This window comes from Paraburkholderia sp. J63, assembly GCF_905220245.1.
GTDB lineage: Bacteria > Pseudomonadota > Gammaproteobacteria > Burkholderiales > Burkholderiaceae > Paraburkholderia.
In genome coordinates, this window is sequence record NZ_CAJMZF010000005.1 from 49381 (window position 1) to 69630 (window position 20250).

Annotated in this window: 18 protein-coding genes; 13 read left to right on the forward strand and 5 right to left on the reverse strand. The window is 65.7% G+C overall.

Going from position 1 to position 20250, the window contains the following annotated elements; translation table 11 throughout:
• Positions 1 to 16: 16 nt before the first annotated feature.
• Both U5775_RS07525 and U5775_RS07530 read right to left on the reverse strand, forming a co-directional pair.
• Positions 17 to 1348: a homoserine dehydrogenase gene (locus tag U5775_RS07525; protein WP_322057500.1), complete on the reverse strand. Its 1332-nt coding sequence runs from the start codon at positions 1346 to 1348 to the stop codon at positions 17 to 19.
• Between the two features lie 99 nt (positions 1349 to 1447).
• Positions 1448 to 2686: a pyridoxal phosphate-dependent aminotransferase gene (locus U5775_RS07530; RefSeq protein ID WP_415913532.1), complete on the reverse strand. Its 1239-nt coding sequence runs from the start codon at positions 2684 to 2686 to the stop codon at positions 1448 to 1450.
• A 520-nt stretch (positions 2687 to 3206) separates the two neighbouring features.
• Between U5775_RS07530 and U5775_RS07535 the strand changes: the two genes are divergently transcribed.
• From U5775_RS07535 to U5775_RS07595, 13 genes are all read left to right on the forward strand, one after another.
• Entirely contained in the window at positions 3207 to 3581 is a 375-nt protein-coding gene (locus U5775_RS07535) for an Mth938-like domain-containing protein (RefSeq protein WP_322057695.1), read from the forward strand.
• A gap of 159 nt (positions 3582 to 3740) precedes the next feature.
• On the forward strand, positions 3741 to 5432 hold the full coding sequence (locus tag U5775_RS07540; protein WP_322057501.1) for a glycosyltransferase family 39 protein: 1692 nt from the start codon (positions 3741 to 3743) through the stop codon (positions 5430 to 5432).
• Positions 5433 to 5814: 382 nt separating this feature from the next.
• On the forward strand, positions 5815 to 6186 hold the full coding sequence (locus tag U5775_RS07545) for an SMR family transporter (RefSeq protein ID WP_322057502.1): 372 nt from the start codon (positions 5815 to 5817) through the stop codon (positions 6184 to 6186).
• A gap of 107 nt (positions 6187 to 6293) precedes the next feature.
• Positions 6294 to 7469: a DegT/DnrJ/EryC1/StrS aminotransferase family protein gene (locus U5775_RS07550; RefSeq protein ID WP_322057503.1), complete on the forward strand. Its 1176-nt coding sequence runs from the start codon at positions 6294 to 6296 to the stop codon at positions 7467 to 7469.
• A gap of 146 nt (positions 7470 to 7615) precedes the next feature.
• The gene (locus U5775_RS07555; protein WP_322057504.1) at positions 7616 to 8707 is read left to right on the forward strand and encodes a glycosyltransferase; all 1092 of its coding nucleotides are present in this window, start codon (positions 7616 to 7618) and stop codon (positions 8705 to 8707) included.
• A complete protein-coding gene (locus tag U5775_RS07560) occupies positions 8704 to 9660 on the forward strand; it encodes a formyltransferase (protein ID WP_322057505.1) in 957 nt (318 codons plus the stop codon). Before U5775_RS07555 ends, U5775_RS07560 begins: the two co-directional genes overlap by 4 nt.
• Positions 9657 to 10703 carry a bifunctional UDP-4-keto-pentose/UDP-xylose synthase gene (locus U5775_RS07565; protein ID WP_322057506.1) on the forward strand — a complete coding sequence of 349 codons (1047 nt, stop codon included), beginning with the start codon at positions 9657 to 9659 and terminating at the stop codon, positions 10701 to 10703. Before U5775_RS07560 ends, U5775_RS07565 begins: the two co-directional genes overlap by 4 nt.
• A 24-nt stretch (positions 10704 to 10727) precedes the next feature.
• Complete coding sequence (locus tag U5775_RS07570; protein ID WP_322057507.1) at positions 10728 to 11624, forward strand: polysaccharide deacetylase family protein; 897 nt, start codon at positions 10728 to 10730, stop codon at positions 11622 to 11624.
• Positions 11625 to 11721: 97 nt separating this feature from the next.
• Positions 11722 to 12183, forward strand: a complete 462-nt coding sequence (locus U5775_RS07575; protein ID WP_322057696.1) for a peroxiredoxin — start codon at positions 11722 to 11724, stop codon at positions 12181 to 12183.
• A gap of 123 nt (positions 12184 to 12306) precedes the next feature.
• Positions 12307 to 12459 (forward strand): hypothetical protein, encoded by a 153-nt coding sequence (locus tag U5775_RS07580; protein ID WP_322057508.1) that lies wholly within the window; start codon positions 12307 to 12309, stop codon positions 12457 to 12459.
• A gap of 115 nt (positions 12460 to 12574) precedes the next feature.
• A complete protein-coding gene (locus tag U5775_RS07585) occupies positions 12575 to 14416 on the forward strand; it encodes a PhoH family protein (RefSeq protein ID WP_322057509.1) in 1842 nt (613 codons plus the stop codon).
• Between the two features lie 256 nt (positions 14417 to 14672).
• Positions 14673 to 15848 carry a C40 family peptidase gene (locus U5775_RS07590; protein WP_322057510.1) on the forward strand — a complete coding sequence of 392 codons (1176 nt, stop codon included), beginning with the start codon at positions 14673 to 14675 and terminating at the stop codon, positions 15846 to 15848.
• Positions 15849 to 16011: 163 nt separating this feature from the next.
• Positions 16012 to 16818: an SDR family oxidoreductase gene (locus U5775_RS07595; protein WP_322057511.1), complete on the forward strand. Its 807-nt coding sequence runs from the start codon at positions 16012 to 16014 to the stop codon at positions 16816 to 16818.
• Positions 16819 to 16920: 102 nt separating this feature from the next.
• Here U5775_RS07595 and U5775_RS07600 read toward each other — a convergent pair whose 3' ends face one another.
• From U5775_RS07600 to U5775_RS07610, 3 genes are all read right to left on the reverse strand, one after another.
• Positions 16921 to 17931, reverse strand: coding sequence for an inorganic phosphate transporter (locus U5775_RS07600; protein WP_322057512.1), 1011 nt, complete (start codon positions 17929 to 17931; stop codon positions 16921 to 16923).
• Positions 17932 to 17941: 10 nt separating this feature from the next.
• Positions 17942 to 18568, reverse strand: coding sequence for a DUF47 domain-containing protein (locus U5775_RS07605; protein WP_322057513.1), 627 nt, complete (start codon positions 18566 to 18568; stop codon positions 17942 to 17944).
• Positions 18569 to 18737: 169 nt separating this feature from the next.
• On the reverse strand, positions 18738 to 20120 hold the full coding sequence (locus tag U5775_RS07610; protein WP_322057514.1) for a replicative DNA helicase: 1383 nt from the start codon (positions 20118 to 20120) through the stop codon (positions 18738 to 18740).
• Positions 20121 to 20250 lie beyond the last annotated feature (130 nt).

Below are 20250 nucleotides of genomic sequence, written 5' to 3' on the forward strand. Positions count from 1 at the left end.
TGCCCTTGCCGTTGCCTTAGTTCAGTCCTTCCATGCGCAGCTTCGTCACCGACGACTTCACGGTCGCCAGCTTCTCGATCTGCGCGATCGCCGCGTTGACGCGCTTTTCGACGGTCTCGTGCGTGATCAGGATGATGTCGGTTTCCGCCTTGCCCTGCGCGTCGATCTGCTCCGATTCCTTTTGCAGCAGCGCGTCGATCGAAATGCCGCTGTCGGCGAGGATGCGCGTGATGTCGGCCATCACGCCGGTCTGGTCGGCCACGCGCAGGCGCAGGTAATAGCCGCTCGTGACTTCGTCGATCGGCAGGATCGGCGTGTTCGAGAGGCTCTCTGGCTGGAACGCCAGATGCGGCACGCGGTGCTCGGGGTCGGCCGTATGCAGGCGCGTGACGTCGACGAGATCGGCCACCACGGCCGAGGCCGTCGGCTCCGCGCCCGCACCCTTGCCGTAATAGAGCGTCGTGCCCACGGCGTCGCCGTGCACGACCACTGCGTTCATCGCGCCTTCCACGTTCGCGAGCAGGCGCTTGGCCGGAATCAGCGTCGGGTGCGTGCGCAACTCGATGCCCTTCTCCGTGCGGCGCGCGATGCCGAGCAGCTTGATGCGATAGCCGAGTTCTTCCGCGTACTTGATGTCGATGGCGTCGAGCTTGCTGATGCCTTCCACGTAGGCCTTGTCGAACTGCACGGGCACGCCGAACGCGATCGCGCTCATGATCGTGGCCTTGTGCGCGGCGTCCACGCCTTCGATGTCGAAGGTCGGATCGGCTTCGGCGTAGCCGAGCTCCTGCGCGCCCTTGAGCGCGGTCGCGAAGTCGAGGCCGCGCTCGCGCATCTCCGACAGGATGTAGTTCGTGGTGCCGTTGATGATGCCGGCGATGTACTCGATGCGGTTGGCCGTGAGGCCTTCGCGCAGCGCCTTGATGATGGGAATGCCACCCGCGACCGCCGCCTCGAACGCGACCATCACGCCCCGGGCGCGCGCCGCTTCGAAGATCTCGGTGCCGTGGACCGCCAGCAGCGCCTTGTTCGCGGTGACCACGTGCTTGCCGTTGGCGATGGCGCGCAGCACGAGCTCCTTCGCGACGCCGGTGCCGCCGATCATTTCGGCGACGATCGAAATCGACGGGTCGTCGACGACCGCGTTGAAGTCGCTCGTCAACTCGACGGTGCCGGCATCGGCGCCGAGCGCCGCCGTGGCCTTGGCCGGGTTGCGCACGGCGATGCGCGCGACCTCGATGCCGCGGCCCGCGCGGCGTTTGATTTCTTCCTGGTTGCGGCGCAGTACCGTGAAGGTGCCGCTGCCCACCGTGCCGAAGCCCAAGAGACCTACTTTGATCGGTTCCATGCAGCGTGTGTTCGTCTAAGTGTGTAAAAGGGAAAAGCGGTTGCGCCGCGCCTGAAACGTCAACCGGGCGGCGCGCATGTCGTGTGCCTCAGTGCCCGCTCAGGTGCCGTGCCTCTGGCGATAGCCGTCGAGGAAGCGCGCGATGCGGTTGATCGAATCGGTCAGGTCGTCGACGTTCGGCAGGAACACCACGCGGAAGTGGTCCGGCTGCTTCCAGTTGAAACCCGTGCCCTGCACCAGCAGGACGCGCTCCGCGAGCAGCAGGTCGAGGATGAACTGCTGATCGTCCTGGATCGGATAGAGCTTCGGGTCGAGGCGCGGGAACATGTAGAGCGCGGCCTCGGGCTTCACGCAGGTCACGCCGGGAATGGCCGTGAGCATGTTGTAGGCGAGCTCGCGCTGGCGATACAGGCGCCCGCCCGGCTGGATCAGCTCGTTGATGCTCTGGTAGCCGCCCAGCGCCGTCTGGATCGCATACTGGCCGGGCACGTTCGCGCACAGGCGCATCGACGCCAGAATGCCCAGGCCTTCGGTGTAGTCCTTCGAGCGGCGGCGGTTCTCGGCCGTCAGGCCCGAGATGAACATCCAGCCCGCGCGGTAGCCGCACGCGCGATAGCTCTTCGACAGGCTGTTGAGCGTGACCGTGATGACGTCTTCGGAGAGCGAGCCGAGCGCCGTGTGGCTCTTGCCGTCGTAGATGATCTTGTCGTAGACCTCGTCGGCGAAAATGATCAGGCCGTGCTCGCGCGCGATGGCCACGAGGCCGCGCAGCAATTCGTCCGAATACAGCGCCCCCGTGGGGTTGTTCGGGTTGATGACCACGAGTGCGCGCGTGTTCGGCGTGATCTTCGCGCGGATGTCGTCGAGATCGGGCATCCAGGCGTTCGATTCGTCGCAGATGTAGTGCACCGGCGTGCCGCCCGAGAGGCTCACCGCCGCGGTCCAGAGCGGATAGTCGGGCGCCGGCAGCAGCACTTCGTCCTCGTCGTTCAGGAGCGCCTGCATCGCCATCACGATCAGCTCGGACGCACCATTGCCGATGTAGATGTCGTCGAGCTCGACGCCCTTGACGCCCTTTTGCTGCGCGTAATGCATGATCGCCTTGCGCGCGGCGAACACGCCCTTCGAGTCCGAATACCCCGAGGAGCCCGGCAGGTTCAGGATCATGTCCTGAATGACTTCGTCGGGCGCATCGAAACCAAACGGCGCGAGATTGCCGATATTCAGCTTGATGATGCGATGGCCTTCTTCTTCGAGGCGCTTGGCATGCTCGAGCACCGGCCCCCGGATGTCGTAGCAAACGTTCTGCAGCTTGTTGGATTTGAGGATCGGTTTCACGGCGGGCGGTGGGTCCAGAAGCGGGTCTAAGAGCAGTCTAAAAGCTGAATCGGGCTGCGACGGGGTGGATCGGTGCAGAACAGACGGCGCGCGGGGCCGCGAGCCTTGCAGGAGCGGCACGCCATGCACGAGTTGCACGGATTGTACGGGTTGGCAGCCTGCCTGCAGCTTGTGACTGCGTTCGCCCTTCGGTGGATGATGCGGGCGGATGGCGTGATGCGGATGCAGCAGGCGCACACGGAGGGCTCGCGGCCGGCTCCGGGGCACTTTGGGGCGGGGTCCGGCGTCGCAGCCGCTAAAAAGCTATAATTTAGCGGATTTTGGCCGACTTCCGCAATGCGCAATCCGCCGCGCGAGCCCGTCCCGCCGCGGAGGAGACGAAATCGGGGCGCGACCGCCGCGAGGCCGTCCCGATACTGTCGATGCCCTCGACACGCGCAGATTGCCCGGCCGGGCGGCCAGGATGCGCCATGCACCCTGGCTGCGCCTCTCCCGAACCGAGACCTTCCGGAACCGAGTTTTGAAACTACACCAGGACTCCAGCGGCGCGCTGAACACCGTCACCGGTTACGGCGCCGACTATGTCGAAATCAATCTCCAGCGCCACACCGGCAGCATCATCGTGATGCCCGACTCGCCCGTCGTGCCCTGGCCGGTCAATGCGTTCGACGCCCTGACCCCCGAACTCTTCGCGATGCTGCTGCCGCTCAACCCCGAGGTGGTGGTGTTCGGCAGCGGCGAGCGGCTGCAGTTTCCGCATCCGCGCCTGACCGCGGCGCTGAGCGCGAAGCGCATCGGCGTCGAGGCGATGGACTTCAAGGCCGCCTGCCGCACTTACAACATCCTGATGGCCGAAGGCCGGCGCGTGGCCGCCGCGCTTCTGATCGAAAGCTGACCTGCCTCGCGCCGCTTCAAGTCCGCCTTAAGCTCGCCTTCAGGTAAGCCTCGCGCGCCGTAGTACACTTGCGCGCCGCGCAGGCGTTGCGCGCGCCCGCCACCCGCGGGCGCCGCGCTGCCTGACCGACCGCAACATCAACAAGAACAGGCTGGAAACATGAACGATACGCCCTCGAGGCTGCCGCTCAATCGCAGCGCGATCCTGCTCCTGATCGTCGCTTTCGCTGTGATCTGGTTCGTGCCGCTTGGCTGGCGCCATCTGCTGCCGAGCGACGAAGGCCGCTACGCTGAAATGGCGCGCGAGATGCTCGCCAGCGGCGACTGGATCACCCCGCGCTACAACGGCTACAAGTATTTCGAGAAGCCGCCGCTGCAAACCTGGATGAACGCGCTCACGTTCGCATGGTTCGGTCTCGGCGAATGGCAGGCGCGCCTCTACACGGCCCTCACGGGCTTCGCGGGCGTGCTGCTGATCGGCTTCACCGGTGCGCGCGTCTTCAACGCCGCCACGGGCTTCTTCGCCGCGCTCGTGCTCGCCTGCGCGCCCTACTGGAACCTGATGGGCCATTTCAACACGCTCGACATGGCCCTGTCGTTCTGGATGGAGCTCACGCTCTGCGCGCTGCTGCTCGCCCAGCGCCCGAACCTGTCCACGCGCTCGGCGCGCCTGTGGATGTGGGTCTGCTGGGGCTCGATGGCGCTCGCCGTGCTCTCGAAGGGCCTGATCGGCCTGATCCTGCCCGGCGCCGTGCTGGTGCTCTACACCGTGCTCGCGCGCGACTGGGCGCTCTGGAAGCGGCTGTATCTCGTGAGCGGCCTGATTGTCTTTTTCGCGATCGTCGCGCCGTGGTTCGTGCTGGTGCAGCAGCGCAATCCGGAATTCTTCAACTTCTTCTTCATCGTCCAGCAGTTCCAGCGCTATTTGACGCCGGCGCAGAACCGCCCCGGCGCGTTCTGGTACTTCGTGCCCGTGATCCTCGTGGGCTTCCTGCCGTGGCTCTCGGTGAGCGTGCAAAGCGTGCGCCATGCGCTGCGCGCGCCGAAACAGCCCAACGGCTTCGCCCCCGTCACGCTGATGCTGATCTGGAGCGCGTTCATCTTCCTGTTCTTCAGCGCCTCGCACTCGAAGCTGATTTCGTACACGCTGCCGATCGCGCCGCCGCTTGCGCTCGTCATCGGCCTGTATCTGCCGCTCATGACGCGCAAGCAGTGGAACCGCCACCTGGCGGGCTACGCGCTCCTCGCCGTCGTGCTGATGGCAGGCTCCTTCGTGCTCACGCGCCTCGGCGACTCGCGCAACCCCAACGCGCTCTATCGCGAATTCCAGGTCTGGGTGTTCGCCGCCGCCGCGGTCGCCTTCATCGCCACCATGATCGGATTGCGCCTCGCCCGCGCGAAACGCACGCCCGAGACGGGCGCGAGCGCGCCGGCCGTGGCGCTCGGCACCGCGTGGCTGCTGCTCGCGACCATCGCGGGCACGGGGCACGACGTGTTCGGCACGCTCAGCTCGGGCGCGCCGCTCGCGCCCGCCGTGCGCGCGGCCATCGCCAAACTGCCACCCGATACGCCGTTCTATTCGGTGGGCGTGCTCGACCATACGATGCCGTTCTACGTGCGCCACACGATGACGATGGTGCAGGTCACCGACGAGCTGGCCTTCGGCATCTCCGAGGAGCCGCAAAAATGGGTGCCGACCATTGCCGACTGGGAGCAGCGCTGGAAGGCCGAGCGCTACGCCCTCGCGCTGATGCCGGTGCAGCGCTACGACGAACTGGCCGCGCAGGGCTTCCCGATGCAGGTGATCGCGCGCGATACGCGCCGCGTGATCGTCGAGAAGCCGCAATCCTGACGATTCAGGGTTTGCGGCGGCCATGCTCCGCGCATGAGCGATAATGCTGGGCGCCGAAAGCGTGAGCGCGTGGCGGGCCATTTTGTGAGACCGGTCTTGCGACTGTGGCTGCGAAGGCCGCCCTCACGGACAACCGGCGCAGGCAACGGGTCCCGGTGGGACGCCTGCCTGTTCGCAGCGGTTCAGGGCCAGGACCCGGAGAGCGCACCCATGAACCGGCACCGGCTGGCTCAAGCGCGCGCCGCAGACGAGAGTCGAAACCGCAACGCCGGCTGACCGGAGCCAACCCGCCGGAGCCGCGCGCCCGCCCCGCCAGCGTCCGGCCAAGCGCGCCGCAATCCCACCCCAAATTCACTTAGCCACCCATTAGCCATCCGACACGATGAATCCGATTTCCCTCATCTGCATCCTCGCCGGCGTCAGCCTCAATGCCTGCGCGCAACTGTTGCTGAAAGCCGGTGTCAATGCCGTTGGACACTTCGAATTCACCCGTGCGAACATCTTGCCCATCGGCTGGAAGCTCGCGACGCAACTGCCGATCATCGGCGGGCTCACCTGCTACGTGTTCAGCGTGGTCGTGTGGATCGTGGGACTCTCGCGCGTGGACGTCTCGATCGCCTACCCGATGCTCTCGCTCGGCTACGTGGTCAACGCGTTTGCGGCATGGTATCTGTTCGGCGAGGCACTGAGCGTGCAGCGCCTCGTCGGCATCGGCATCATTCTGATCGGCGTGTACGTGCTCGCGCGCAGCTAGGGCACGCCGCCGCCCAGCCGGGCACGCATCGAGGCGCGCTTTCTTGCCTTTCGCGCCACCGCAGCCGAATTCTGACTTTTTCTGACGTTCTCACGAGCCAAGCCCCTATGACCGAGTCATCCGCGCACACCCCCGTTTCGTTCCTGCCGTTCGTCAAGCCCGAGATCGACGAAGAAACCATCGCGGGCGTCGCCGACGTGCTGCGCTCGGGCTGGATCACGACCGGTCCGCAAAACCAGGCGTTCGAGGCGGCGCTCTCCGAATATTGCGGCGGGCGCCCGGTGCGCACCTTCAACTCGGGCACCGCGACGCTCGAGATCGGCCTGCGCATCGCGGGCGTGGGCCCCGGCGACGAGGTCATCACGACGCCCGCCTCGTGGGTGGCCACGAGCAACGTGGTCTACGAAGTAGGCGCGACGCCCGTGTTCGCCGACATCGACCCCGTCACGCGCAACATCGACCTCGACAAGCTCGAAGCCGCCATCACGCCGCGCACCAAGGCGATCATTCCCGTCTACCTCGCGGGCCTGCCCGTCGACATGGACCGGCTCTACGCCATCGCGCGCCAGCACAAGCTGCGCGTGATCGAAGACGCCGCGCAGGCGTTCGGCTCGACCTGGAACGGCAAGCGCATCGGCGCGATCGGCGATATCGTCTCGTTCAGCTTCCACGCCAACAAGAACCTCACGTCGATCGAGGGCGGCGCGCTCGTGCTCAACAACGAGGACGAAGCCGAACTCGCCCGCAAGTACCGCCTGCAGGGCATCACGCGCACGGGCTTCGACGGCATGGACTGCGACCTGCTCGGCGGCAAGTACAATCTCACGGACGTGGCGGCGCGCGTGGGCCTCGGCCAGCTCAAGCACATCGAGCGCTTCACCGAGCAGCGCCGCAAGCTCGCGCACGCCTATTTCACGGGCTTCGAGGGCAGCGCCGCGGTGAAGCTCGGCATGGGCCTGCCGGTCGCCGACTTCACCAACAGCAACTGGCACATGTTCCAGATCACGCTGCCGCTCGAGAAGCTCACGCTCGACCGCGCGGGCTTCATGGAGCAGCTCAAGGAGCGCGGCATCGGCTCGGGCGTGCACTACCCGGCCATCCACCTCTTCACGCTCTATCGCGAGCGCGGTTTTACCGCGGGCATGTTCCCGCACGCCGAGCGGTTCGGCGCGACCACGGTCACGCTGCCGCTCTTCACGCAGATGAGCGTCGCCGACGTGGCCCGCGTGTGCCGCGCCATCGACGAGATCTGCAAGCAGTACGCAGTCGGGGCCGCTGCCTGATCCACCGCTTCTGATCCACCGCTTCATGCGGTGATTCAGGCGCGCGGGTGCGGCAGCCCAGGGGGGGCGCACCCGCTTTGTCTGTGCTTGAGAGCGGCCATATCGACGCCAACTACACGTATCACCAGAATGGAAAAGACGCACTCATGACCCAAACGGAACAACGCACCTTGACCCCGGAAACGCCGGAAGTCTCGGTCATCATTCCGGTCTACAACGAGGAAGCGGGACTGGCCGCGCTGTTCGCGCGCCTGTACCCGGCGCTCGACGCGCTCGGCACCTCGTACGAAATCATCTTCATCAACGACGGCAGCCGCGACCGCTCGGCCGCGATGCTCGCCGAGCAGTTCCGCGCGCGGCCCGACACCACGCGCGCGATCCTGCTCAACGGCAACTACGGCCAGCACATGGCGATTCTCGCGGGCTTCGAGCAGGCGCGCGGCGAAATCGTCATCACGCTCGACGCCGACCTGCAGAACCCGCCCGAGGAAATCGGCAAGCTCGTCGAGAAGATGCGCGAAGGCTACGACTACGTGGGCACCATCCGCATGCAGCGCCAGGACAGCCTGTGGCGCCGCAAGGCCTCGCGGATGATGAACCGCCTGCGCGAGCGCATCACGCGCATCAAGATGACGGACCAGGGCTGCATGCTGCGCGCCTATAGCCGCCACATCGTCGACACGATCAACCGCTGCGGTGAAATCAACACCTTCATTCCGGCGCTCGCCTACACGTTCGCGCAGAACCCCGTCGAGGTCGACGTCGCGCACGAAGAGCGCTTCGCGGGCGAATCGAAGTATTCGCTCTATAGCCTGATTCGCCTGAACTTCGACCTCGTGACCGGCTTCTCGGTCGTGCCGCTGCAGTGGCTCTCGTTCATCGGCGTGATTCTCTCGCTCGGCTCCGCGGGCCTGTTCGTCCTGCTGCTGATCCGCCGCTTCATCATCGGCGCGGAAGTGCAAGGCGTGTTCACGCTGTTCGCCATCACATTCTTCCTGCTCGGCGTGATCATCTTCGCGCTCGGGCTGCTCGGCGAGTACATCGGCCGCATCTATCAGCAGGTGCGCGCGCGTCCGCGCTATCTCGTGCAGACGATCCTCGAAGCGCGCAACGGCCGCGAAGTGGTCGGCGTGCCGCGCCAGGATGTCGTGCAAGGCGTGCAGGCGTCTCTTGGCGTGGGCGCCGGGGCCGCCGCGAATCAGGGTAGCCAGGGAACACAGCGGGGAGCCCAGTCATGAAGCCGCGCGCCGTCGTTTTCGCGTATCACAATGTGGGCGTGCGCTGCCTGCAAGTCCTGCTCGCGCGCGGCGTGGACGTGGCGCTCGTGGTCACGCACGAGGACAGCCCGACCGAGAATATCTGGTTCGGCAGCGTGAAGTCGGTGGCCGAGGAACACGGCATCGACGTCGTCACGCCCGCCGATCCGAAAAGCCCCGAGCTGCGCGCGGCCGTTTCCGCCGCGCGGCCCGATTTCATCTTCTCGTTCTACTACCGGCACATGCTGCCGGTGGACCTGCTCGCGATCGCGGCGCGCGGCGCCTACAACATGCATGGCTCGCTGCTGCCGAAGTACCGCGGCCGCGTGCCCACGAACTGGGCCGTGCTCAAGGGCGAGACCGAGACCGGCGCGACGCTGCACGAAATGGCCGCAAAGCCCGACGCAGGCGCGATCATTGCACAGACGCCCGTGCCGATCCTGCCCGACGACACCGCCGCGATGGTGTTCGACAAAGTGACCGTGGCCGCCGAGCAGACGCTCTGGCGCGTGCTGCCCGCGCTGATCGCGGGCGAGGCGCCGCATCTGCCCAACGATCTCGCGCACGGCAGCTACTACGGCGGGCGCAAGCCCGAAGACGGCCGCCTCGATTTCACGCAAAGCGCGCAGGACGTCTACAACCTGATTCGCGCGGTCGCGCCGCCCTATCCCGGCGCGTTCACCGAGATCGGCAACGCGCGTTTCGTGGTCGCGCGCGCGCGCATGGCGCGGCCCGGCACGGAACTCGCGAAGCTGGCCGGATTGCCCCCCGGACTCCACGTAAGCGATAATGCGCTTTTCGCCGTCTGCGGCGACGGCCGCGCCATCGCGATCCACGAACTGCGGCATGCGCCGAGCCTGGAACATGGCGGTCAAGAGACCGTCATCACCCCCGCCGCGTTCTCCGAATTCACCTCATCTGTCCCCCGTCCATGAAAAAAGTCCTGATCCTGGGTGTGAACGGCTTTATCGGCCATCACCTCTCCAAGCGCATCCTCGAAACCACGAACTGGGAAGTGTTCGGGATGGACATGCAGACGGACCGCCTCGGCGACCTCGTCAAGCATGAGCGGATGCACTTCTTCGAAGGCGACATCACGATCAACAAGGAGTGGGTCGAGTACCACGTCAAGAAGTGCGACGTGATCCTGCCGCTGGTGGCGATCGCCACGCCCGCGACCTACGTGCAGCAGCCACTGCGCGTGTTCGAGCTCGACTTCGAGGCGAACCTGCCCATCGTGCGTTCGGCCGTGAAGTACCACAAGCATCTGGTCTTTCCGTCGACCTCCGAGGTCTACGGCATGTGCTCCGACGAGCAGTTCGACCCGGACGCCTCGGCGCTGACCTACGGCCCGATCAACAAGCCGCGCTGGATCTACGCGTGCTCCAAACAGCTCATGGACCGCGTGATCTGGGGCTACGGCATGGAGGGCCTGAACTTCACGCTGTTCCGTCCGTTCAACTGGATCGGCCCGGGCCTGGACTCGATCTACACGCCGAAGGAAGGTTCGTCGCGCGTCGTGACGCAGTTCCTCGGCCACATCGTGCGCGGCGAGAACATCAGCCTCGTCGATGGCGGCGCGCAAAAGCGCGCGTTCACCGACATCGACGACGGCATCGAAGCGCTGATGAAGATCATCGAGAACAAGGACGGCGTCGCCACGGGCAAGATCTACAACATCGGCAACCCGACCAACAACTTCTCGGTGCGCGAGCTCGCGCACAAGATGCTTGCGCTCGCAGCCGAATTCCCCGAGTACGCCGAGACGGCCAGGAAGGTGCAGCTCGTCGAGACCTCGTCGGGCGCGTACTACGGCGCGGGCTATCAGGACGTGCAGAACCGCGTGCCGAAGATCGAGAACACGATGCAGGAGCTCAGCTGGGCGCCGAAGTCGACCTTCGACGAAGCGCTGCGCAAGATTTTCGAAGCGTACCGCGGCCACGTGGCCGAAGCGCGCGCCCTCGTCGAGCAGCAATAAGCGCATCGCAAAGGACTTCGCCACTTGGCCCGCATCGTCCTGAAAATCGACGTCGACACGCTGCGCGGCACGCGCGAAGGCGTGCCGAATCTCGCGCGCATCTTCGACCGCTACAAGGCGCGCGCAACGTTCCTGTTCAGCCTCGGCCCGGACCACACGGGCTGGGCGCTGCGCCGCGTGTTCCGCCCCGGCTTTCTCAAGAAGGTCTCGCGCACGTCCGTCGTGGAGCACTACGGCGTGAAGCAACTGATGTACGGCGTGCTGCTGCCCGGCCCCGACATCGGCGTGGAAGCGGCCTCGCACATGCGCGCCATCCACGAGGCGGGCTTCGAGTGCGGCATCCATACGTGGGATCACGTCTACTGGCAGGACAACGTGCGCACGCGCGACGCGCAATGGACCGCGCGCCAGATGCAGAAGAGCCACGCGCGCTTCACGCAGATTTTCGGCACGCCGCCCGTCACGCACGGCGCCGCGGGCTGGCAGATGAACGACGCCGCGTTCGGGCAGATCGACGCCTGGGGCATGCAGTACGCCTCGGACGGTCGCGGGCATTCGCCCTATCGTCCCGTGGTCGCTGGCCGCACGCTGAACCACGTGCAGATGCCCACCACGCTGCCCACGCTCGACGAGGTGCTGGGCGTGGACGGCGTGGATATCGACAACGTCGCCGCCTGGCTGCTCGAGCGCACCGAGCACAATCCGCACGACCAGGTGTTCACGCTGCATGCCGAGCTCGAAGGCCAGAAGCTCGCGCCGGTATTCGAGCAACTGCTCGCGGGCTGGCGCGCACAGGGCCATACGTTTGCCACGATGGGCGACTACCATGCGACGCTGGACCCGGATTCGCTGCCATCGTACCCTGTCACCTGGGGTGAGATCGCCGGCCGTTCGGGCCAGTTGATCGTCCAGCCCGACTGAAATCCGCTGCAAGGCCATGCCGCGACGCAGCACGCCGAGACCACGCTGCGCCCGCGCCCATGCCAGCCCATAACAACAGGAGAGCCACGTGCCTGACGTGACCATCGCAGTCGACCAACCCGTTCCCGATTTCACCGCGCCCGCCACCGGCGGCGACTTCACGCTCTCGAGCCTCAAGGGCAAGAAGGTCGTGCTGTACTTCTACCCGAAGGACAACACGCCCGGCTGCACACGCGAAGGCATGGAGTTCCGCGACCTGTTCCCGAAGTTCAAGAAGGCGGGCGCCACGATCGTGGGCGTCTCGCGCGACAGCGTGCGCTCGCACGAGAACTTCAAGACCAAGCTCGAACTGCCGTTTACCTTGGTATCGGATGGCGACGAAGCGCTCTGCTCGCTCTTCAACGTCATCAAAATGAAGAAAATGTATGGCAAAGAAGTACGGGGGATCGAACGCTCCACGTTCCTCATCGACGCCGACGGCGTACTGCGCCAGGAGTGGCGCGGACTCAAGGTGCCGGGCCACGTCGAGGAAGTCCTGGATGCTGTACAAGCGCTGTGAGGCGCGTTATATTGGGCTGCAATGAGTGCCTGTCCACCCCATTTTTTGTCGCATTTGCCACGCCCGCGCGGTCTTGAGAACGGTCACAGGATGACCGCTCCGGCGCATCCGGGGCAACGCGCCATGAAAGCAGTCAAGCCGCTTGCCTCGTCATCCGGGGCGGCGGCTTTTTTGTTTGTTGTCACTCCCTACACGTCGTGCCGGATTAGCGACCCGGTGCGCGTCAACGTCAAGGAGCCGATCGAAAAACAGGCGAACCGGCATTTTCAGACCTGAGCGCGCACCCAGTGCGGTCACGGCGGGCGCCTACCCGGCACCCCTACGCACCGCCCGAAAGCGCACCGTACGGTTAACACCGCGACCACTCGACCCGAATTTTTCGAGGGACACCATGCCTTTGCCTACTCCCCCCAGCAAGCTCGGCAACCTGCTGCCGCCCGATGAATACAAGGCGCGTGCGCGCACGACGCGCAGCACGCGCAAAGCGGCGAGCGAGAACGACGCCGCCGATGTCGCCGACTATGGCGCGGAGAGCGTCGCCGAGCCGATGACCCCCGCCGCCAACGCGTCGACCACGCTGCGCACGGTGTCCATGCACACCGCCAGCGCCGAACTGGCCGCGCTCGAACCGGTCGCGCCGGCCCCGGCGCGAAAACGCAAACAGCAAACGGCGGCGCTGCTGCAGCCGGTGCAGGCTCATGCCGAGCCGCAGACCGAAGCCCCCGGAGCGCCCGTCGCGCGCGGCGATAAATCGCCTTCGACCAAAACGGCCGGCGGCGCAGCCGCGCCCACCGCGCGCACCGGCACGAAAAAACGCGTGCACCCCGAGGAAACCATCGAGGTGCAGAAGCTCTTCGTGCTCGACACGAACGTGCTGATGCACGATCCGACCTGTCTGTTCCGTTTCGAAGAACACGACGTCTTCCTGCCGATGATGACGCTGGAAGAGCTCGACAACCACAAGAAGGGCATGTCGGAAGTGGCGCGCAACGCGCGCCAGGTGAGCCGCACGCTCGATCAGCTGGTGGCGAACGCCGGGCCGATCTCGGAGGGCATCTCGCTCGACCGGCTCGGCAGCCGCGAGGCGCTCGGGCGGCTCTACTTCCAGACCACGCTCACGCACATCGACCCGGTCGACGGCCTGCCCGAAGGCAAGGCCGACAACCAGATCCTCGGCGTCGTGCGCGCGCTGCAGCGCGACCGGCCGGACCGTCTCGTCGTGCTGGTGTCGAAAGACATCAACATGCGCATCAAGGCGCACGCGCTCGGCCTGCCCGCCGAAGACTATTTCAACGACCAGGTTCTCGAAGACAAGGACCTGCTCTATTCGGGCATCCGCGCGCTGACGCAGGACTTCTGGACCAAACACGCCAAGGGCATGGAGTCCTGGCAGGACACCAAGACCGGCACCACGTACTACCGCGTGACGGGTCCCGAGTGTCTCTCGATGCTCGTGAACGAGTTCGTCTATCTCGAGCCGCAGAACGGCGAGCCCGCGTTCCACGCGATCGTGCGCGAGCTCAACGGCAAGACGGCGCTCCTGCAGACGCTGCGCGACTACGGCCACCACAAGAACAACGTGTGGGGCATCACGGCGCGCAACCGCGAGCAGAACTTCGCGCTGAACCTGCTGATGAACCCCGAGATCGACTTCGTCACGCTGCTCGGCCAGGCCGGCACGGGCAAGACGCTCGTCGCGCTCGCCGCGGGCCTCGCGCAGGTGCTCGACGACAAGCGCTACAACGAGATCATCGTGACGCGCGCGACGGTGCCCGTGGGCGAAGACATCGGCTTCCTGCCGGGCACGGAAGAGGAAAAGATGCAGCCGTGGATGGGCGCCTTCGACGATAACCTCGAAGTGCTCCAGAAGACCGACGATGCCGCCGGAGAATGGGGCCGCGCCGCGACCCAGGAGCTGATCCGCTCGCGCCTGAAGGTCAAGAGCATGAACTTCATGCGCGGCCGGACGTTCGTGGACAAGTATCTGATCATCGACGAGGCGCAGAACCTGACGCCCAAGCAGATGAAGACGCTCGTCACGCGCGCGGGTCCGGGCACGAAGATCGTGTGTCTGGGCAACATCGCGCAGATCGATACGCCATACCTGACCGAAGGCAGTTCCGGCCTGACCTATGTGGTGGATCGCTTCAAGGGCTGGGCGCATAGCGGCCACGTGACGCTCGCGCGCGGCGAGCGCTCGCGTCTCGCGGACTACGCGTCGGACATCCTCTAACGTCCCGCAGCACCGGCGTTTGCGGCGCTTTTTGAAGCGCCGGCCGCACCCCGAAGGACCGTTTCCGGGCAACCGGATACGGTCCTTTTTTCATGCTCCGAAAGGCTCCGCGACGTACCGAACCGGCAACAGATCGCGCGCGAACTTCAAGTAAGTTGTGAAGATTTCTTGCCGAAGCCATGTCCGGCGGGCTACCATCCGCTCATTACCGGTTTTCCCCAATGGCGAACGCTTCGCGTTTGCCTCCTGCATTTCCATGCGGCGACTCTGGCTTCCTCTACTGATCGTGGTTTTTCTTGCGGCGTGTTCCAGCGCACCGCAGAAGACCTCGCGCAGCGGCGGTTCGAGCGCGAGCGCCAACGCGTGGCGCACCCGCCCCCCCGGCTTTCCCGATTTCGTCGACCACAGCATCGGACGCGAGGAAATCTCCATCCAGGCGATGAGTCTCGTGGGCATTCCTTACCGCTGGGGCGGGAATACGCCCGATAGCGGCTTCGATTGCAGCGGTCTCGTGAAGTACGTGTTCGCGCGCGCGGCCCGGGTGGACCTGCCGCGCACCACGGCCGACATGAGCCAGCGCGGCGAGTCCATCGACCCCGACGAGATCGCGGCAGGCGACCTCGTGTTCTTCAACACGACCGGTCGGCCGCACTCTCACGTCGGCATTTATGTGGGCAAATTGCGCTTCGTCAATGCGCCGTCGACGGGCGGCACGGTGCGGCTCGACTATCTGACCAATCCGTACTGGGCGAAGCATTTCGACGGCATTCGCCGCATGGCGCCTCCGAAGAGCACACCGACCGCGCCGTTCGATACGCCGACGTGGGAAGCGTCCGCGCCTGCGCCGGGTGCACCGGCCGTTGCGGCTGCGGCAACGGCGGTGGCGCCGGCTACGGCGGCTGTGAGGCCTTCGGTTGCGCAGCCCAACCCCGCTGTGGCGGCCGTGCCTGCCGCTTCCGCGCCGTCAGCCCCGCGCATGGCGGCAGCGACGGATCAGAGTCGTCTGACATCGGCGCCTCAGGCCGCCTATGCGGGCGCGGCGCCGGCTTCAGTGCCGGCTTCGGGCACAACCTCCGCGCCGCCGGCCGACGCGTTCGAGCCACCGCCCGCAGCGCTCAGCGCGGCGCAGCTCCAGTCCCGCGAGGCCGGCGCGGTTGCACCTGCCACCGTCCCAAGCACCGCCTCGGCCCCGCCCGCTGGTGCGCCACACGACGCCATCAACGCCGCCGCCGATGCGTTCGAGCCGCCGCCGTCCGGCATGAGCGCCGCGCAACGGCAAGCCGCACAGGCCGGATCGGCGCCGATCGAGCCCACACCGTCCTCAGGCGCGCCCGTCCAGATCATGCGCGCCTCGACAGCGGGCGCGAGCGCCCCCGCCCCCACGCAATCGAGCGACGACCCCATCGCCCGCTTCGCCAACGGCTCGTTCTGAGCTGAACGCCCGGGTCGAGGGCTTGGTCGGCGGCAGCGTGGCATCCACCAGCCGCAAGCTCCTGGCCAAAAGACCAATCAAAAGGCGGAGGCGGTTTCGCGCGCCCTCGGCGTCTGCTATCGTTTTGGGACTGTTTTCCATACTTTCGCCAAGCGAGGCAGCGATGGATCTCGGACTCGGCAACAAAGTGGTTCTGGTCACGGGCGGTAGCAAGGGGATCGGCCTGGCATGCGCCCGTGCGTTCGCAAGGGAAGGCGCGAAAGTCGCCATCGTCTCGCGCGACCCCGCCAATCTGGCCCGCGCGCGCGAGCAACTGGCGAGCGAAGGGTTCCACATCCATCTCACGCGCGCCGACCTGCACGAGCCGCACAGCGCCGCCGACGTGGTCGAGGAAGTCACCACGGCGGTCGGCCCCATCGACATCCTCATCAACAGCGCGGGCGCCGCGCGCCGCTACGACCCGGAATCGCTCGACGCCGATGCGTTCAAGGCGACCATGGAAGCCAAGTATTTCCCGTACATCTACCCGCAGCAGGAGGTGCTGCGCCGCATGGTGGAACGCATCAAGGCCGGCACGGCGAAGGAGCCGGGGGCGATCGTCAACATCATCGGCATGGGCGGCAAGTACGCGAGCGACATTCATATCGCGGGCGGCGCGGCCAATGCGGCGCTCATGCTCGCCACGGTGGGACTTGCGCACTATCACGCGCGCTACGGCATCCGCATCAATGCGATCAATCCCGGCGCGACGCTCACCGAGCGGCTCCAGGAGGCCTTGCAGCTGGAAGCGGGACGCGAAGGCGTCAGCGCCGAGGACGCGCTCGCGCGCGGCGAAGCGAGGGTGCCGCTCGGGCGCTACGCGAAACCCGAGGAAATCGCCGACGTCGCGCTCTTTCTGGCGAGCCGCCGCGCGAGCTACGTGACGGGCGCCATCGTGCCGATGGACGGCTGCACGACGCCCGTGATCTGAACTGACTCGAGCCGTCGCCCGCGTCACTCACGCCCGGCTACGCGCAAAAAAAACGGCGCCCGAAGGCGCCGTGCTGTCCTGCCTGCCAGGTCTTCCAGGACCCTACAGGAACCGGTGTCCAAGCCACCAGGCCGCCGCCGCCAGGACGGCCGAAGCCGGAATCGTCAGAATCCAGGCCCAGACGATATTGCCCGCCACGCCCCAGCGCACAGCGCTGAGTTTTTGCGTCGCGCCCACGCCCACGATCGCGCCGGTGATCGTATGCGTCGTGGAGACGGGAATGCCGAGCGCCGAAGCCGTGAACAACGTGATCGCCCCGCCCGTCTCCGCGCAGAAGCCGCCAACGGGCTTGAGCTTGGTGATCTTCTGGCCCATGGTGCGCACGATCCGCCAGCCGCCGAACAGCGTGCCGATGCCCATCGACAGATAGCAGCCGCCGATCACCCAGATCGGCGGCGCGTCCGAGCCGACCGCCGAGTAGCCCGTCGCGATCAGCAGCATCCAGATGATGCCGATGGTCTTCTGCGCGTCGTTGCCGCCGTGGCCGAGGCTATAGAGGCTCGCGGAGATCAGCTGCAGGCGCCGGAAGCGCCGGTCCACCTTGCTTGGCGGCGTGCGGAAGTAGAGCCACGACACCGTGAGCATGAAGAACGAGCCCAGGATGAAGCCGAGCAGCGGCGAGATGAAGATGAACGCGACGGTCTTCATGAGGCCGTCGAAGTTCAGCGAGTGCCAGCCCGACTTGGCGAGCGCCGCGCCCACGAGCCCGCCGATCAGCGCGTGCGACGAGCTCGACGGAATGCCGTAGTACCACGTGAGCACGTTCCAGCCGATCGCGCCCATGAGCGCGCCGAACACCACGTAGTGGTCGACGATATCGGGGTCGATGGTGCCCTTGCCCACCGTCTGCGCCACCTTGAGGTGGAACACGAAATAGGCGATCACGTTGAACATGGCGGCGAACGCCACGGCCTGCTGCGGCTTGAGCACGCCCGTGGACACGACGGTGGCGATGGAATTCGCCGCGTCGTGAAAGCCGTTCATGAAGTCGAAGATGAGGGAGATGGCCACCAGCCCGACCACCACCCAGAGGGCGAGTTGTATCGAATGCATCGTGGTCCGCTCAGGCGTTCTCTAGCACGATGCCTTCGATGATGTTCGCGACATCCTCGCACTTGTCGGTGATCGTTTCGAGCAATTCGTAGATTGCCTTCAGCTTGATCAGCGTCTTGACGTTGTCTTCCTCGCGGAAGAGCTTGGAGATGGCGCCGCGCAGCAGGCGGTCCGCGTCCGATTCGAGTCGGTCGATGTCCTCGCACGCTTTGAGGATCTCGCGCGCCTGCTTCATGTCGGAGAGCATCGCCACCGCAGCCTGCATGCGCTCGGCCGTGGCCGTGACCACGTGCGCGAGCTGGGAGGCCTCGGCGGTCACGGACTGCACGTCGTAGAGCGAGATGGCCGTCGCGACGTCTTCCATGAGGTCGAGGCAATCGTCCATCGTGGTGATCAGCTTGTGGATCTCGTCGCGGTCCAGCGGCGTGATGAACGTCTTGTGCAGCAGGTCGATGGCTTCGTGCGTGAGCTTGTCGGCGGCCTTTTCGGCTGTCTGCACGTTCTGCTTGTGGATTTCCGCGTCAGCCAGATTGTCGATCAGAAGCTCGAGCTCACGGCTTGCGGATACGATGCACTTCGCGTGCGCGTCGAAGATTTCAAAGAACTTGGCCTCTGTGGGCATGAATCGACCGAACATTGGAATCCCGGTAATTGGTCTCGGATTGCCGTCACCAAACGGCAAGATAGCCGTCATAAAACGGCAACATTGTAGCGTTATGGACAGGTCGCCGCACGGGTGTGGGAACGCGCAAGCAGCATTTGCGCCACTTTGGCGCAAGCACCGCGCGTTCCCCTGACCTCGGGCCTTATTCGCCGTAGAAGTTCTGCGCGCCGGCAAAATTGTCGAACTTCGTGTATTGACCGTGGAACGTGAGCCGAACGGGCCCGATCGGGCCGTTACGCTGCTTGCCGATGATGATTTCGGCCGTGCCCTTGTCTGGGCTGTCCGGGTTGTAGACTTCGTCGCGGTAGATGAACAGGATGACGTCCGCATCCTGTTCGATAGCGCCCGATTCGCGCAGGTCCGACATCACGGGGCGTTTGTTGGGACGCTGCTCGAGACCGCGGTTGAGCTGCGAAAGCGCGATCACGGGCACGTCGAGCTCCTTGGCGAGACTCTTGAGCGAGCGTGAGATTTCCGAAATCTCGGTCGCGCGGTTCTCGCCCGTCCCCGAGCCGCTCATCAGCTGCAGGTAGTCGATGATGATGAGCCCGAGCTTGCCGCACTGGCGCGACAGGCGTCGCGCGCGCGAGCGCAGCTCCATCGGGTTCAGGCCGCCGGTTTCGTCGATGAAGATCTGCGCCTCGCTCATTTTCTGCACCGCGTGCGTGAGCTTGGGCCAATCCTCGTCGGTCAGACGGCCCGTGCGCATGCGGTGCTGATCGAGCCGTCCCACCGAGCCGAGCATACGCATGATGAGCTGCGTGCCCGGCATTTCCATCGAGAACACCGCCACCGGCAGGCCATATTCCACGGCCACATATTCGCCGATGTTCATCGAGAACGCGGTCTTACCCATCGACGGACGACCCGCCACGATGATGAGCTCGCCGCCGTGCATGCCCGAGGTCATGCGGTCGAGGTCCATGAAGCCCGTGGGCGTGCCCGTCACGTCGCTCGGATTGGCCGTGTGATAGAGCGTGTCGATGCGCTCGACGACCTGCGTGAGCAGCGGTCCGATCTCGAGAAAGCCCTGGGTGCCGCGCGCGCCGTCCTCGGCGATCGAGAACACCTTCGACTCGGCCTCGTCGAGCAACTGGCGCACTTCCTTGCCCTGGGGGTTGAAGGCGTCGGCGGAGATTTCGTCGGCGACCGAAACGAGGCGGCGCAGCACCGCGCGGTCGCGCACGATTTCGGCATAGCGGCGGATGTTCGCGGCGCTCGGCGTGTTCTGCGCGAGCGCGTTCAGATACGCGAGCCCGCCCACTTCCTCGGCCTTGCCCGCGGTGCCAAGCGCTTCGTACACCGTCACCACGTCGGCCGGGCGCGTAGCCGCGATCAGGCGGCCGATATGCTCGAAGATGAGGCGGTGATCGTAGCGGTAGAAGTCGCTTTGCGAGAGGAAGTCGGCAATCCGGTCCCAGGCGCCGTTATCCAGCAGCAGGCCGCCGAGCACCGACTGCTCGGCTTCGATCGAATGCGGCGGGACTTTGAGCGAGTCGAGTTGGGGATCTTTCGGAGCGTTCATGGAGGGCAATTATCGGACAAGCCGGCTACCTGGAACAAGCAAAACGGCAGCAAAACGGCGTCAAACCAGCAGCCGGTCAGCGGCCACGCGGCCACGGCTCGCGCGCAACAAAAAAGGCAGAAGCCGTGGG